Here is a 15,571-nt window from a genome sequence, read left to right as displayed (position 1 = left end):
CCTTTCACCGGAAGCAAAACGCCAAGCAGGTCGCGCTGTTACCGGCGAATGCCTTGATCTCTCATCGCTTCGTTCTGCTGCCCCATCCCGTTTCGTCCCGTCTCGTCCCATTCTAATCCCCGCTGGAGGGGCACACTGGGGGCACAGCCCCGGTGCGCCTTCCTGGAGGGCTTATCCCTGCACGCCAATACGCACCTTCATGCGAACGACATGCAGGGCTGGAGCGGCGATGCCGCTACGGGGCGCGCGGTGCGCTGGCGCTGGAGCGTTTGTCACGAGCGGAGGATGGCCGCGTTGCCTACCGCATGAAACGCCCGCTGCCGAGCGGTACGACGCACCTGCTCTTCACCAGACTGGAACTGTTACGACAATGTCCACTTCGACTTTCTCGTCCTCGGCTGCTGCATCATGCTCCTACGGCGCCTTGTCCTGGTATTTGTTAAGAGCTGTTACCTACAGGGATGGGAACGCATCAGATCCTACTGGCCCTAGACAAACCAACTCAACGCCTTGACTCCGCTCCTGGATACCAACTTCAAAACAAGGCCGACCGACCAGCTCTATGTTTCACAAGGCATCCTGACTGAACAAAGCTCGGGCATCGGAGCAAACGCTCGTTATTCGCCCGGCACCTTCACGTCCGCAGTCAACCCCTTCAATCCCTCTATTCTGCACTGAGAAGAGCCAGCCGGCACGGGTGCCGTGAACTTGTTCCGCCAGCAGGCCAACGGGAACATCCTCATTGTCGACGGCAATGACGACACGAACCTAGTGGATGCTTCCGTGAAATGAATCGCTGACTTGTTCTGGCGGGTTGGTCTGAACGAATTCAAAGCGCCCGCGCCGCGCATCACTAGCACGGCGCGGGAGTCCTCTGCATGGCCCCTATCCCGCCTATACGCTTGGCCTGCGAAGCCTCGAAGCTCTTGGAGCAAGCCTTCCACCAAAGCCGCACCTTGGTGCACCCTATCTTGCGTTGGCGCTACTTGCTGTCGGCCTCACGAGCATCCAGTTCTTTCCGAATGTCGCTCGCGAACGCGCCTGCCAGCTTGGTAAAGGACTCCAGTTTCGCTAGTTGTTCTCGCAACTGGGCGGCTCCTGTGTCAGGAGCCTCGTCGCCCTCTCCCTCTTCGCTCAGCACGAAATCGACAAGAGCGCGCTCGGCTCCTTCCTCAGCTCCCGCCTGTGCAGCGAGTTCAACCCACGGCGCTGTAGTTGAAGCAGCCCGCTCTGCAGCGGAACGGAGGGCCGTTGCGATGAAAAGACGTGCTGCAAAGTCGATTCCAATGGCTAGGTCGAGCCATCGCTTGGTGTCCTCGTCCGCCTGGGCTGTTGCCGCCTCATGTAGAGCGGCCTGGTGGTACCGGTAACCCGGTCGCTTCACATCCAAGGATGCGAGGACCTTCAGGACCGGATCGAGCTCTTTGAAGGGACGTAGCCGGTCGGGAAAGGTAGCTCGATACTCCCAAAGGTCGAGGATCGCCTTCGCACACGCTTCTTGCGCGGCTGCTCTGCTCCCACCCGAAGCCTCTTTCGCGGCCTCAATCAGCTCTGCAACGTAGTGGGACATCCAAGACGCCAACAAGTCGTCTCCAGCATTGAGCTGCGAAACCAGCTGACTGCCTAACTCAAGGACGGCCAATGAGCGGGTGAGGGACACCATCTGCTCCCAACAGGTAGTAACGGATGAAGAGTGGTGGTGAGATCCCCGCGTCGTCCGCACTCTCCTTGTTACGAGGGCGTTGGCGCCGGATTTCAACACTCAAGACCAACCTAGACTCATCAGAGCGCTCCAGCAGGCGCTTCACGAACGTACTATTGGCACTGAGCCTGACACCAGGGATCGTGTCCATTTCCCGTCCGTAGCCTTGGCGGTGGGTCCAGAGTTCGCTACGCAGTACCCCATCCACGCCAGTCGTCCAGGTCCGCCCGTCCCGCTGCTCGACCAACCCAAGAGCGCTGACGGCGTCATCAGAAGGAACAGGGCCAGGATACTGTAATCTGGATGCCCACGGGTCGGCCTCATCGAGTCCATCCGAGCGGTCCCCTTCCAGTACCCACCCCTTGAGCTTAAGGCCGCCCTGCTCCACGGTGTCATCATCAGCATAGGGAAGGGCAAGTCGGCCAAGCTCGGGTGCGGACTGCAGTGCAGCCACTAGCGCTTCTGCGCCAAGGCGGGAGGTAACTGCGCTGCGGATACGCACTGTCTCAGAATAGTCGCCCTCTCCGCCGCTCCAATGGCCCCACAAGACTAACATGCCGTCGTCCGATAGAAGCTGCTGACTCAGGTACTCAGCCGTGACGGACCAATGCCATGCAGTTGCGGCAGAACCTACGGGAGCGGGCGGGGGACCGACTAGGCGAGGATCTCGTCGATCCGCAAGCCATTGGTCATACGAACGACTCAGCGAGTAGTGAGCTAACCACTCGTGGAAGTCGTCCATTGTTGCGGTGTCGCGGCGCCGTACGGAGCGCTCCTCCAGAAGCACTGCCGCAACGTGCATCATGGCGTGGTACGCTAGGTAGGCGGTCAGGTCATCCGTTCTAGGAAGACTGCCGTGTGAGTGTTGGGTCTCATCCTCGCGGAAGATTTTCCAAGTACGCCGTGTGTCGTCACGCCATGTCACCCCACGACTCCAACATAGGTGCCGACGAATAGCTTCGTGCACTCGCTTCTCGATAGACTGCTGACTTAGCCCGAATACTTGTCCCAGCGGCGCGAGCCAATATGGTCCAATATCGAGGCCAAATGCGTACTTCTCGTCATCGGTAAGTATTTGTTCGGCGAAGAACTCGTCCTGTTCCTTTGACCAAGAGGTGTAGACTACTTCTGCCATGTGGGGACGATTTGGGCAATCCAGGTCGCTCGCATTGTTGCGCAGCATTACCCCCGCATTCACCAGTGCTCGAAGCCCTTGAGCGGCGAACTCACGAATGAGAACGTGGCTCTCGCGCAGCGCGCTCTCGAGCAGAGGGACGGCCCGACGCAAAGCTGTAGGGTTCTCAATAGCGCCGCGGGCAAGACCAACGAGTAGCCACTGCCGTGCGTGCCAAATGTAGAAGTCGAGGCGCCTGTCGACGAAAGGCTCGGCTGCGCGTGACTTCTCCAGCGACAGAAGCGCATCGAGAATCTCGCCCCAGTCCAACTCGACCAAGGACCTTGTTACGTGTGCGCATTCCCACCGAACAGACGCCTCGGGTGAGCCCAAGCCGGCCCAGACGTATCCAGCCAAAGCGACAGCCAAGGATTGCGGCGGCTGCAGCTCGGGGCGCCATGGGCCATCGCCATCCTCCGGTTTGAGGACCCCTTCCATGAGGTCTAGTCCGAACCCAAGGGCTGCGTCGGCATCGTTCGGCGACATTAGCGCAGCGATCGAGTCGACCATCTGGAAGAGCTCGGCTGCGCCCAACGCATCGAGCTGAGTGACAAAGCCCTCCAGCGTAGCCTTTGCAATGTCTTGTTCAGACGCTATTCCTTCGGAGTGTAGCCGAGCATGAGCCCAGTGCTGGCTCCATCCGCGGCCTCGGACGTGCGTAGGCTCGCGCCGGCAGGCGAGAAGCAGCGCACTTCTGAGCTCTTTGCGAACGGCCGGGCTCGGAGGAAGCGGAGACGGAAGTGAGTCCACCAAGTCGCGGGCCTCAAACATTCCGAAGTTGGGCCATCCGGCAATCGCCCGGATCAACTCGGGACGCTGACCAATTTGGGCTCGTGCCCACGCTTCCCTAATGAACTCTTTAAGGGGATAGAACACGCCATACGCGAGCACCCTTGAGTACGCCTGCCATAGCGATCCAGGGTTAAGAAGGTCAACGTCCTGAAAGACTGTCTCCCAATCTGGGGGGGAATCCTTCTTCACCCCGGCAGGAGGCCCCAGCGTGTTCTCAGGGCTGTCCTCAGAAGGCTGGGCACGTGCTGCAGCAGCAAGGCGATCGACATCTGGGAAAACCAGTCCGTGCGAGGACCTCAGAGCTTGGAGCGCCGACCAAACCTCTTGCTTCCCAGGTTGAACCCGTAGGTAGCGGTATCCGATCTGCGCAACGCGGTTCCGCCGGGCTTGGTCCGGCTCTGCCGCGACCGCGCGGTGCAGGTCCGAAACCCGATCCCAATCGCCAGTCAGGCCTGCAAACGCGATGGGTGCAACCATTGGTAAGTGGCCCTTCTCTACGAGGCGGTACACTGCAGCGGGAAGCAGCCGAGCAGGGTTGCCGAATCGGCGGTCACGCCACCGGCTGAGGATGGCGATGGCAGATGAGGGACAAAGGTCTGTCAAAGCCTCGACGCTGCCTTCCCAATCAAAGTGCTTGTCTCGTTCAACGTACTCGCGGGTAAGTTCCGCAACACGCGCGAGCCGGTACGCGGTGCGGGGGCGGGAATTCGTGCGATCTGCTGCGGCTCGCGCCAAGTAGAGAAAAGCTGCCCAACGGTCGAGGTTCTCGTCTCCGATTCGACTTGCGATTTCGATAGCACGGTCGAAGCAGGCGCGCGCCTCGGCAATACTGACTGGCAGGATGGCGCGCGCGATTTTTACGTATAGGATTGCCCGCGTATCCGCATCCTCACGTGACGAATCCAGAGCGCCAAATGTCGACCCTGCGAGACTCAGCGCCAGAGACTCAAGTCCAGCGGTGCGAGCGGCGATGCGACACAATTCAATGACGTCGTCAGTCTCAAGGTCTTTCCATTGCTTGTCGATCCACGATGTGAACAGTTCGCGGGCTGAAGAAGTGTCTCCAGGCGCGTCTCGCAAGATGCCCAACCAAGTCAATGCTACAAGCGCAAGAGTGCCTTGGGTGGAACGCTGACCGCGGTCCTCTCTGGGAGCCGACTTCGTTCGCGCCGCTTCAATCGAGCCTGCGACGTCGGAGGGCGCACGACCACAAGCGATCTCTGCGGAGAGCGTTAGCAACGGCAGGAGCGGAGCGACCTCGTGCAGAAGCGCTTCCGCATCAGAGCTTCGTCCGAAACCGCGGTCCTCTTGGAGTTCCTTGAGAACATTGGTAGGTGCCAAGTCGTGGACGGTGAGCTTCTTGCCTCGCAATGCTGCTTCGAGGGTGTAGGCGCGCACCAGCGGTCCACGGTCCCGGTCAAACCGGCTCACGATGGCGAAGGGCGGTGCGGATGGAAGGTAGCGGCCAAGGACCGTCGCCCAGTTGTGTGCGCTGGAGGGCTCAACTCGCATGCCAAGTTCCGCAGCCGCACGAGCGGCATCCAGCACAGACCATTCCTCGGTCATAGCCGTGGACGGTGGCAGCTTGACGTGGCGACTCGACATCAGTCGTAGCAATCGACGAAGTACCGATGATGGAAAGAGGCGTCCTGCGGCTCTTGCTTCCGCAGCGAGGCCCAAGATCAGCCACACGTCGTTTCCGGCAGCCTCAGCCAGTGCCTCAAGTTGGTCTTCGCGGCCAATGTCGATTAGCCGCCTTCCAACCTGCTTTCCCACCTCAAGCGCGACATGGCGCGGTTGCCACCTGCGAATGAAGTATGCGCTAGCCTTAGGGCCCTTGAGTCGAAGCTCCGCGATCGCTAACTCCGTCAAGTCGTCGTAACTGATCTCTTCGGACTTGCGCTCGTCTGCAGGACGGCGAGCCCACGCATTCAGCCAGTCGTTGGCCATGCGGAGGTGGCCGGATGCCTCGGCAGTGAATTCGTCGCGTCCAGAGAGAATCCCTGCATGGTATGCATGGTGAGCACCCGTCCATGAGGAGCTGAATGGACGGCGGGATACGACTTCTTCGATTCGGTCTGGGGCCATTATGATGGCCGCCACATCCGTGTTCGACTGGATGAAGCGGTTCTGGCGTTGCTCACCCGCGCATTCGCCACCCACCTTGAGCGCCAGTTTGGCTGCAGCCGAGTAGCTTCCGAGCCGGAGACAAGCGTTGAGTGCGAAAGTGAGCCGCTGCAGCTCCACGTCCCGCCTCTCTAGTGGGTTTTCGGTCGGAAGCCCCTCTCCCGAAAGCGCCAGCGCCACCAACTCATCCAGCCTTCCGGCCTGCAGGAGCAGTTGAGGTAGGGCGGCCGCAGCATAGGCGCTCTGCGCGGTGAGTGGTCGAAGCCTTTCCAAAAATAAGGCAAGCGCAGGCCCATCCGGGGAGAACTGCTCGCGAAACCACGTCTCCGCCGGCTCGTCGAGGAAGTGTAGGCTGGTTCCCTTCAGGAGCAGCGGGCGCCCGAGATCCAAGGCGAAACTTCGAACTGCACTCTCCTCGACGCCTGACAGTCTCGCGAGCACGGAGACTGGCACTAGTGGGCGAAGGACTGCCAAGCCACGGCAGATGAGGTCGATCTGCGAAGCCTCGATGCGTCCAGCCCGATCCTTGAGCTCGGCGATGGCCCTCTCAAGCAGTCCACCGAGTGCCCTTTCTACAGTGGTGGGCTGCGGGCCTAGCTCTCGGATCATCTCCTGGAGCGGCAGCCCTCGCGACAGAGCTAGTGCTTGTACACGCGGGTTCGAGCTGCTGAGAAAGGCGAACTCCGCCACCTCGTTGTCAGTGGCGTCAGGGTAGAAAGTTCGGAGATGGCTGCCGCTTTCGAGCGAGGTGAAGGGCTGCAGCTCGAACTCCTGTGTCCCAGGCGCCGCTTTGAGCTTTTCGCGCCGGTGCGTACGGCAGGTGAACGCAACGCAAACGCCCTCAGGAAACTCTGCTCGAATGAGGTCGCGGACGAAGCTGGAGGGCTCCTTCTGCTCTTCGGCCGCCATCTCCGCATTGTCGGCTGCATCGATAATGAGGACGAGGCGAGCTTCTCGGTTGCTTGCGCGAAGAAGCCCGACTGCTTGAGTGATCCGACCTACGAACGCCCGCATGTACTGCTTGGGGTCAGCGTGGGCCGTTGGGATAAGCGGGTGGCAGAGGCCGCGCGCGGCCAACTCGTTGGCAACCTGCACTAGTGCATCGCGGTGCCGGTGCCGGAAGTGGAGTGCGCTTCGGTATCGGCCATCGCCAAAACAGTCGTAAAGGACCGCTTCGGAGCCAGGTGGCACCAATGTGACCAGCCGTGCGGCCACAACCGACTTTCCGACGCCACCGTCGGCATGGATAACGAGAGGCCCTTGGGCTGCGAGAAGTGCTCGCAGGAGCTCTGGCTCTTGCTGGCGCGGAATCGTCCCCTTGGCCTCTCCCACGAGACGGGGAGCCGGAGCGAGCTGCTCCTCGGTAACTTTCAGTGCGCGCAGGACATCGTGCCGCAGAATCGATGGGTCGTGCTCGAACTCGGTCGTCGCTTTGCGGGCGACGAGTTCTTTGAGTTGAACGGGGCTGTCGCAGTCCGCGTCAGGCAGGTACGCCGCTAAATCTTGCGTCAGCAGGTTCCGTTGTGCCCAGAGGTCGCCCTCACCGCCAACCGCTCGGAACAAGCCGAAGAACTGCCGCGCTTGGGTCTCGTCGAGTCCCGAATACCTGATCAATGCCTGTTGCAACTCCGGGTGTCGAGCCGCCTCTCCCGAAGCGAGGTCCGCCAGCACTTCCCCCAACTTTGTGTCAATTGGCCGGTTGGTGGTGAACTCGAAGCGGAAGCGCTCGGCTGCATGGCCTGCCGGTACGGTCCTCCGCAGTTGCGAGTAGCGTTGCGCGAACCCGAAAATGGTCTTCTTGAGTCCGCTTGACGTCCAGGGCTCGTGAGCGTTCCGCGTCGAGTGCTTCAACTGCACGTAGTGAATGAGCCGAGCTTTATCGCGGCGTTCATCACCATAGTAGAGCCCTACATCGATAAGCTCTTCCCCGGCATCAATCGCGTCGCCTTTGTCCTCGGCGACAGAAGCTCCTTCAATCGTCACTGCCGCCAAGTCCGTCGCTCCCGGAAGGAGGCGAAGGCATTGGCGAGCCGCCCAGTGGTAATGAAACTGGTCTCCGTCCCGGCTCGGTCGAACCAGTTCTTGGCCCGTCATTACGAACCCCTCCTCTTGGCTTTGGTTCCATTCGGCGCTGGAGGCGCCTCACTATCGACTGTACCTCTTTGGGTCGAGCCGCGCGCATGACTTCATCCCCGACGCTATCCAGTCGTGTCGGCAGGTTTGGCTGCGGACCCACCATGTCGACGTGAAGTTGCCCTGCTATGGAAGGTCTCTTGTGGCATGGCGACCAGCAGCCCCGCAGCGCCAGGTTCCCGCACGGCCGCGTCACGGACAGCGCTACCGGCTCTTCCTGATGCTGAGGCCAAGAGTCTCAGTCAGAGCGGGTTAGCCGGTCGCGCCTCGGTGGAAGGCCAAGCGGGGATCCGACGTCCGTGAGTGGCGCGTCCCCCAAGCGGGAGTGGAGGAGACGAGCGTGGAGCCCCAGGCAGCTGCCAGCACGGAGCCGATGAAGGGGAAGACGCCGCGAGGAGACTTGCGCCGAGTTGCTCAGCAGGACGTTCGACTTCGACGTGTTCGCCTGCGTGAGGTGTGGAGGCAGGCTTAAGGGTGTTGGCGGGCCGTGAAGGGAGCACGAAGGGGGCGCGCAATTCTGAAGCACCTGGGGTTGCACACGGCGAGTGCGCACCTGGGCTGCTGGCTCGGTAGAAGCCCACGAGGATGGCGGCCCCGCAGCCCTTGGCGTTCAGCGCCCCGCTGCCAGCCCGAGCCTGACGCAACCGGCGACCGGGCGCGGGCGATAATGCACCGGCCCTGGAGAGAGCAGTCTCCAGGGCCAGTGCTGTTTGTGCGCCCCTCCAAGGACACCCACCCCCATGCATGCCCATTTCCCGGAGCGGACCGTCCGCTCCCTTACCGGCGCGCTCGCGCTCCTGCTGCTGGCCCGCTGTGCCGCGCCCACCGAAGCGCCCACGCCCACCACCGTGCGTCAGGCGCTCGCATGCAGCGGTGGCGGCAGCATCGACCAGCACGCCGCGCAGTGCGACGGCACGGGGAAGCTGCTGTCCTGGGCGCCTCCCACGAACCCGGGCAGCTCCGCCGCGTATGACCATGTGCTGGAGTTGAACCAGAACTACCTGCTCGCGCTCCCCAACCTGTCCAACCTCACGAACCCTTCGGTGGCCAAGCCGGCCTACTACGCGCACTCGTACCTGTGCAGTGGCACGGCGCCCGGGTGTTCTCCCGCGGGTCAGCCGGTGGGCTGGCCACACAACCCCGCCGGCCTGAACGCGATGCTCATCGAGTCCGGCCTCGCGTACTCGCCCTACAAGAACGACCCTCGCCTGCGCGATGCCGCGCTGGCGCTGCTGGACTGGCACCTGGCGCACGGCATGACGGCTGTGGGGGACCATTGGTCGCGGGTGCCCTACGCGAGCGGCGCCAGCGGCACGCTGACATACGCTGGCGCGCAGGCGGGCAGCTCGGTGGGCGTGGGTGACGGCGTGGGCTACCTGCAGCCGGAGAAGGTGGGCGCGCTCGCGTGGGCCGCCGTCCAGGCCTTCAAGTTCAATGGCAACACGGCCTACCGCGACATGGCCATCAACGCGGCCAACCAGCTCACCAGCCACCTGCGCACTCCGAGCGCCACCGTGTCACCGTGGCCGTACCGCGTGCGGGCCTCCGACAACGCCGTGCGCACCGGCGCCAACATCGTCGACAACTACGCGTCCAACGTCGTGGAGCCCCTCAAGCTGTTCCAGGAACTCATCCGGCTGGGGCAGGCCGGCGCGCTGAACGGCGCGCCCGGCTACAGCGGCACGCAGTTGGCCCAATGGCAGAGCACCCAGGCCTCCGTCCTCGCGTGGCTGCTGGGCGGCAACGGCCCCATCGCGACGCAGAACTGGACCCAGTACTTCGAGGACGTGGGCTCGGACGCCACCAACAACCTGAACCAGCTCGTCCCCGGGGAGACGGCCAAGTTCCTGATGGACAACCCCGGCCTGGATCCGAACTGGCAGGCGCACGTGCAGAACATCATCGCCTTCATCGAGACGAACTTCGGAGACACGCTGGAGTTCGGCGCGCGTCCCATCAAGGAGCAGTACGCGTTCCACTACAAGATGGGCAGCCACACCGCGCGCTACGCCGCCGTGAACGCGCGCTACGCGGAGCTCACCGGGGACGCGACGGCGAAGGACAAGGCCTTCCGCGCGTTCAACTGGGCCACGTACATGGTGCGCGACAGCGGGCTCACCATTGACGGGCCGTATCCCAACAACGTCTGGTTCACGGACGGGTGGGGTGACTTCATCCGGCACTTCGTCATCGGCATGGGCGCGCAGCCGGACTGGGCTCCCGCCGGGCAGAACCACCTGCTGCGCTCCACCTCCGTCGTGACGAGCATCACCTACGGGCCCGGCAACGAGGTCCGCTACACCACCTACGACGCCAGCGCGACGGAGGTGCTGCGCCTCGCCTTCGTCCCCTCGGCGGTGACCGCGGGCGGCACCGCCCTGTCACAGCGCACGGACCTGGCCGCGGACGGGTGGACCTTCGACACCGGCAACAAAGCGCTCCGCATCCGCCACTCGACCAGCGGGGTCATCGTCATCTCCGGGGCGCCACCCACCGCCCCCGCCGTCGCCCTCACCGCGCCCTCGGACGGGCAGAACTTCACCGCGCCCGCGACGCTCAGCCCGGGCGCCACGGCCACACTCACCTCAGGCCGCACGCTGGCCAACGTCACGTTCCGCGCGGGCGCCACCGTGCTCTGCACCGTGAACGCCCCCGTCTCCAACCCGGTCACCTGCACGGCCACGAGCAGCCTGGGCAATGGCAGCCACACCGTGAGCGCGGAGGCGGTGGACAGCCTGGGTGAGAGCAGCTCCGCGTCGGTGGCCATCACAGTCGCCGGTCCGCCCACGGTCAGCATCCTGAGTCCTGTCTCCGGTGCCACGCTGCCCACGGGGAGCACGACGCTCAGCGCTTCGGCCAGCGCGGGCGCGGGGCGGACCCTCACGCGCGTGGAGTTCTTCCAGGGCACCACGTCGCTCTGCTTCACGACGACCGGCACGGCCTGCACGTGGAACGGGACGGCCGGCACGTACGCCAATGTCTTTGCCCGCGCGACGGACAATGGCAGTCCGGCGCTCGTCACCGACTCCGCGCCGGTGGGCTTCACGGTGAGCCCCTCCGTGGGCGGCGTGCTGCTGGTGGGCGTGGACACCGTTGGGACGCAGAACGACTTCGACAACGGCGGCTCGGTGAATGCCTTCCCGTACACCGCCGTCGCCACAGGGGCGCTGGGGACGCTCAAGGTCTTCGCGGCGCCGGGCAATGCCAATGCGTCGCTGTCCATTGGCGTCTACAGCGACGCCTCGGGCGCTCCGGGCACGCTGCTCTCCTCCTGCACCACCCCGGTGGTGGATCCGCTGCCGCTGGTGACGGGACAGTGGTACGGCTGCACCGCTGCGCCGCAGGTGACGCTGACGTCGGGCACCGTCTACTGGCTGGCGCTGCTGGGCGCGAACGGGGGCGGCGTGTTCCGCTACATGGACCTGCCCACCGGCTCCATGCGCTACTCGCCGACGGGCCTCTCCGCACTGCCGGGCCCCACGTTCGGTACCTCCACGGTGTACGCGGGCGCGTCCAACGCTTCGATGTATGGCCTCTCCGCGGGCAGTTCCACCTTGCCGACGGTGTCCATCACCCAGCCGGCCGCCAACGCCAACTTCACCGCGCCCGCCAACCTGAACCTCCAGGCCAGCGCCACGGCGGGTCCGGGCCGCACGCTCACGAAGGTGGAGTTCTTCGACAACGGCACCACGCTGCTCTGCACGGTGAACGCGCCCACCTCTGCGTCCGTGAGCTGCGGCGTCAGCTCGCTCCAGGACGGCGCGCACAGCGTGACGGCGAAGGCCACCGACGACACGCTCCAGGCGACCACCTCCGCGGCGGTGCCCCTCACGCTGTCCAACCCGCCCACGGTGAGCCTCACCTCTCCTACCGCCAATGCGGCGTACACGACGCCGGCCTCCGTGCCGCTGGCCGCGTCCGCCAGCGCGGGCTTCGGCCGGAGCCTCGCGCGGGTGGACTTCTACGCGGATGGCACGTCGCTCATCTGCTCCAGCACCACCAGCCCCTACGGCTGCGCCTGGAGCAATCCCTCCCAGGGGAGCCACACGGTGCACGCCGTGGCCGTGGACAACGGCAATCCCGCCGCCAGCACCCGCTCCGCCACGGTCTCCATGACCGTGAACAGCGCCACCACCGTGCCCGCGGCGCCCACGGGCTTGACGGCGACAGCGGTGTCGGCGGGGCAGATCAACCTGGCATGGACCGATGCCTCGGCCAACGAGAGCGGCTTCCTGGTGGAGCGGGCGCCGGACGTCTCCGGGGCTCCGGGCACCTTCGCCCAGGTCGGGACGCCGGGCGCCAACGTGACGACGTTCAGTGACACGGGCCGGGCCGCGAGCACCCGCTATTGGTACCGGGTCCGCGCGACCAACGCCGCGGGGAGCTCGGCCTACACGGCCACCGCCAGCGCGACGACCCCCGCAGCGCCCACCGCTCTCGTCGGCAACAGCACCGTGCTGACGACGTCCGACTTCGAGAACGCCGGCGTCGCGGCGGCGTTCAGCTACGCGGCGAATGCCACCGGCAACGTCACGCGGCTGAATCTATACGTGGATGCGCAGACGACGGCCACCACGCTCCAGCTCGGCCTGTATGCGAATGGGAGCGGGACGCCCGGCACGCAGCTGCGCACCTGCACTGTCACGCCCGTCACTCCTGGGGCATGGAACGTCTGCACCATCACGTCACAGGCGGTGACGTCGGGCACGACGTACTGGCTGGCGGTCCTCGCGCCCACCGGCGACATCTATTGGCGTCACACCGGCGGCACCGGCTCCTACAAGGTCCAGCCAGGGCTGACGGCGCTGCCCGCCACCTGGTCCGGCACCGGCGGCTACCCGGGTAGCAACATGTCCGCCTACGCCGGCAACTGAGCCAGCCCCCGCCACCCGACGGCCCTTCGCTCGGAACAGGGTGGAGGGCTCCGCCTCCACCCACGCGGACAGCGCGGCGCCTTGGAACTCGGGCGTCGCCGGACCCGGCGGGGACATCCTCTGGCAGCGGGCTTCCTCTGGACTGCCTTCGTGCACCGGGCGTCATCCATGCCCACCTACGCTGTGTGGATCCATCCATCCATGACAGAGTGGGAGCCATCCGAATCCTCCTCTCGATCGCGTTCTGGACCTTCCTCGCGCTGTCCAGCGCGGTGTTGTTCCTTGGAGCGCTCCTGCTGTGGGCGCTCACCCGCCCGTTTGACGCGAATGGACGCGTGCTTCACCTGTACTCGTGCTTCTGGGCACAGCTGTATTTCTACGTGAACCCGATGTGGCACCTGCGGGTGGAGGGCCGCGAACGCCTGCCCTGGAAGGGCGCGGCGGTGCTGGTGGCCAACCACGAGTCGCTGGGGGACATCCTGGTCCTCTTCGGCCTCTACCGGCCTTTCAAGTGGGTCTCCAAGGCGGAGAACTTCAAGCTGCCGCTCATCGGCTGGAACATGCATCTCAACCGGTATGTGCCGCTCATCCGCGGAGACCGGGCGAGCATCATCCAGATGATGGCCGGGTGTGAGCGGTGGCTGTCGCGTGGCGTCCCCATCCTGATGTTTCCCGAAGGCACCCGCTCCAAGGATGGGGAGGTGAAGGCCTTCAAGGACGGCGCCTTCACGCTGGCCATCCAGCAGCGCTGCCCCATCATCCCCGTGGTCCTCACTGGCACCGCGCGGACCATGCCCAAGCACGGGCTGATCATCCAGCAGGCGGTCCACGCCCGGGTGCGCGTGCTGGAGCCCATCGACCCGGAGGGCTTCGCCGGGGACGTGCACGCCCTGCGCGACCACGTGCGCGATGTCATTGTCCGTGAGAAGGCGCGCATGGAAGCCGAGCGCTGAACGTCACGCAACCGGCCCGGGACTCCGAGCCGTAGCCCCCAGGCCGCGGGGGGCTTCGACAGGCGGACGAGGAGGTGCTCGGAGGAGCCTGCGCCGAATTCTGTGAAAAGTGTGCCGGGCGGGTGACAGTTCCGGGGGACAGCGGTATTTCGTCCTCCCGATACGGCCTCGCGGGCGACCGCCGTCACTGCGCGATGCATGGGGGACCCCTATGTTTCCTGAATCCGGGCTCTTCAATCTCACAGCCGTCGCGCTGGCGACCGTCGCGACCCTGGCCTCTGCGGCCGGGACGCCCGTTCCAGCGCAGTCCGCCTTCTTCCTGACCCGAAGTGAGAACCGGAACCAGGTCCACTACGCCCTGCGCCTGGACGAGGCCTGCCGCCCCGTGGGGCCGAGTCCCGTGCAGGTGTACTGGCTCATGCTGGAGCGCGGGCCGTCGGAGGTGGAGGAGCTGCTGGGGGTCGAGCAACCCGTGTATGGGTTGGAGGACCCGCAGCAGGTCGAAGCCACCGAGGATGGCTGGCGGATCCGGGTGCGCCTGAAGGCCTTTCCCTCGCGCCCCGTCGACATCACCACCGCGCGGGTCGACGGCAAATGCCAGGTCCAGGCGTGGACGAAGCTGGGCAACACCGTCTGCCGGCTGGAGCACGTCTTCGTGAAGACGTCCTGGCCCTTCTCGGTAGACTTCGTACGGCTGGATGGTGTTGGACCGGATGGGAAGCCGGTCCAGGAGCTGATCCGCCGGTAAGGGGACGCTGTCAGCCGTGTAGCCAAAGCCGTCACGCTTGCAGCCAGCGGTGTGACGGTTCGGGTCACAAATCCAAATGCGCACGGAGAGTGTTTGTTTGGGTATGGATATTGTAATGGGGTCGCACTCCCCGTCGGGGATTTCCCCTGCGGAAACAGGAGTGCCCCATGCGCCTGAACCTGAGCAACGGCTCCCGTCTCGTAGCCTCGGTGCTGACCCTCGTCCTTTCCGCCACTCAGTCCCGGGCGGAGACGCCGGTCTGCGTGGAGTCCAGTGGGCTGAGACACTGCGGCCTGAACGGCGCCTCGGTGAAGGAAACAGGGGAGGGCGTCCGGGTGGAGAGCCAAGACCCCTCCGTGAAGGGCGGCGTCGTCATCCACACGGAAGCGGCCACGAACTGGACGGCGGGGATGTTCATCGAGGGCGTGGGGGATGAACAGACATCCCAGACTGTCTTCTCCTCCACGTCGAAGGAGGGCAATACGAGCACGGCGACCCTGGAGCAGGTGAATGGAGAGGTTGGCTATTCGGCCGCCTTCGTCCGGGGCGGAGAGAAGTCGACCTACTCCGTGTTCATCTATCGTGACGGCTTCCTCCAGGCCTCCATGGGAGGCATCCGCAGTGGAGAGACCCTGGTCCGCTCGGTCCCGAACCTGGACCTGACGCCGACCGTGCGCCCTCTCGGCATGACCTACGATGACTGCATGCAAGGCTGCATCCGGCTCAACTGTGGTGGCATTTGCGCGCACTTGTACAACGGCGCCCAGCGCACCCTGCCCGGAGGGTCCCGTGAGTGGCAGTTCGACGTCTCCCATCCGGAGCTCCACCTGAAGGATGGGCGCGTCGTGGAAGGGGACGAGATCGTCATGCGCGAGGAGCTTCGCAAGTCGGACCGTCAGCCCCAGGCGGTGGGCGTCGAGCAGATCCAGATCCAGACCACGGCACCGGTCATCGACCTGCGTGACGAGAACGCCGCCAAGGCTTGTTTCAGCCGGTAGCGCTCCGGCGATTCAAGCTCGTACGCGCCTGCAACGATGATGCGCAGGCGCGCCCGTCCTGATGCGGGAT

Annotated in this window: 7 protein-coding genes; 5 read left to right on the top strand and 2 right to left on the bottom strand. The window is 64.6% G+C overall.

What is annotated here, in order from left to right; genetic code table 11:
• Positions 1-152: 152 nt before the first annotated feature.
• Complete coding sequence (locus tag D7Y04_RS32380; RefSeq protein WP_233601667.1) at positions 153-443, top strand: transposase; 291 nt, start codon at positions 153-155, stop codon at positions 441-443.
• A gap of 539 nt (positions 444-982) precedes the next feature.
• On the opposite strand, the gene D7Y04_RS32375 is transcribed toward D7Y04_RS32380, so the two are convergent.
• Both D7Y04_RS32375 and D7Y04_RS32370 read right to left on the bottom strand, forming a co-directional pair.
• The gene (locus D7Y04_RS32375; protein ID WP_147477237.1) at positions 983-1,570 is read right to left on the bottom strand and encodes a hypothetical protein; all 588 of its coding nucleotides are present in this window, start codon (positions 1,568-1,570) and stop codon (positions 983-985) included.
• Between the two features lie 58 nt (positions 1,571-1,628).
• Positions 1,629-7,778, bottom strand: a complete 6,150-nt coding sequence (locus D7Y04_RS32370; protein ID WP_368666429.1) for an NACHT domain-containing protein — start codon at positions 7,776-7,778, stop codon at positions 1,629-1,631.
• An 890-nt stretch (positions 7,779-8,668) separates the two neighbouring features.
• Between D7Y04_RS32370 and D7Y04_RS32360 the strand changes: the two genes are divergently transcribed.
• The 4 genes from D7Y04_RS32360 (at position 8,669) to D7Y04_RS45930 (ending at position 15,501) form a co-directional block, all read left to right on the top strand.
• Entirely contained in the window at positions 8,669-12,802 is a 4,134-nt protein-coding gene (locus D7Y04_RS32360) for an Ig-like domain-containing protein (protein ID WP_121761778.1), read from the top strand.
• Positions 12,803-13,020: 218 nt separating this feature from the next.
• Complete coding sequence (locus D7Y04_RS32355) at positions 13,021-13,755, top strand: 1-acyl-sn-glycerol-3-phosphate acyltransferase (protein WP_233601682.1); 735 nt, start codon at positions 13,021-13,023, stop codon at positions 13,753-13,755.
• A gap of 211 nt (positions 13,756-13,966) precedes the next feature.
• Entirely contained in the window at positions 13,967-14,503 is a 537-nt protein-coding gene (locus tag D7Y04_RS32350; protein ID WP_120594929.1) for a DUF4833 domain-containing protein, read from the top strand.
• 167 nt (positions 14,504-14,670) lie between these two features.
• Entirely contained in the window at positions 14,671-15,501 is an 831-nt protein-coding gene (locus tag D7Y04_RS45930; RefSeq protein ID WP_233601666.1) for a hypothetical protein, read from the top strand.
• The last annotated feature ends 70 nt before the right edge of the window (positions 15,502-15,571 follow it).

The sequence above is a fragment of the Corallococcus sp. AB038B genome (assembly GCF_003668955.1).
GTDB classification, from domain to species: domain Bacteria; phylum Myxococcota; class Myxococcia; order Myxococcales; family Myxococcaceae; genus Corallococcus; species Corallococcus exiguus.
The sequence above is the reverse complement of the archived record's forward strand: the minus strand, read 5'-3'. Positions and strand labels throughout refer to the sequence as shown.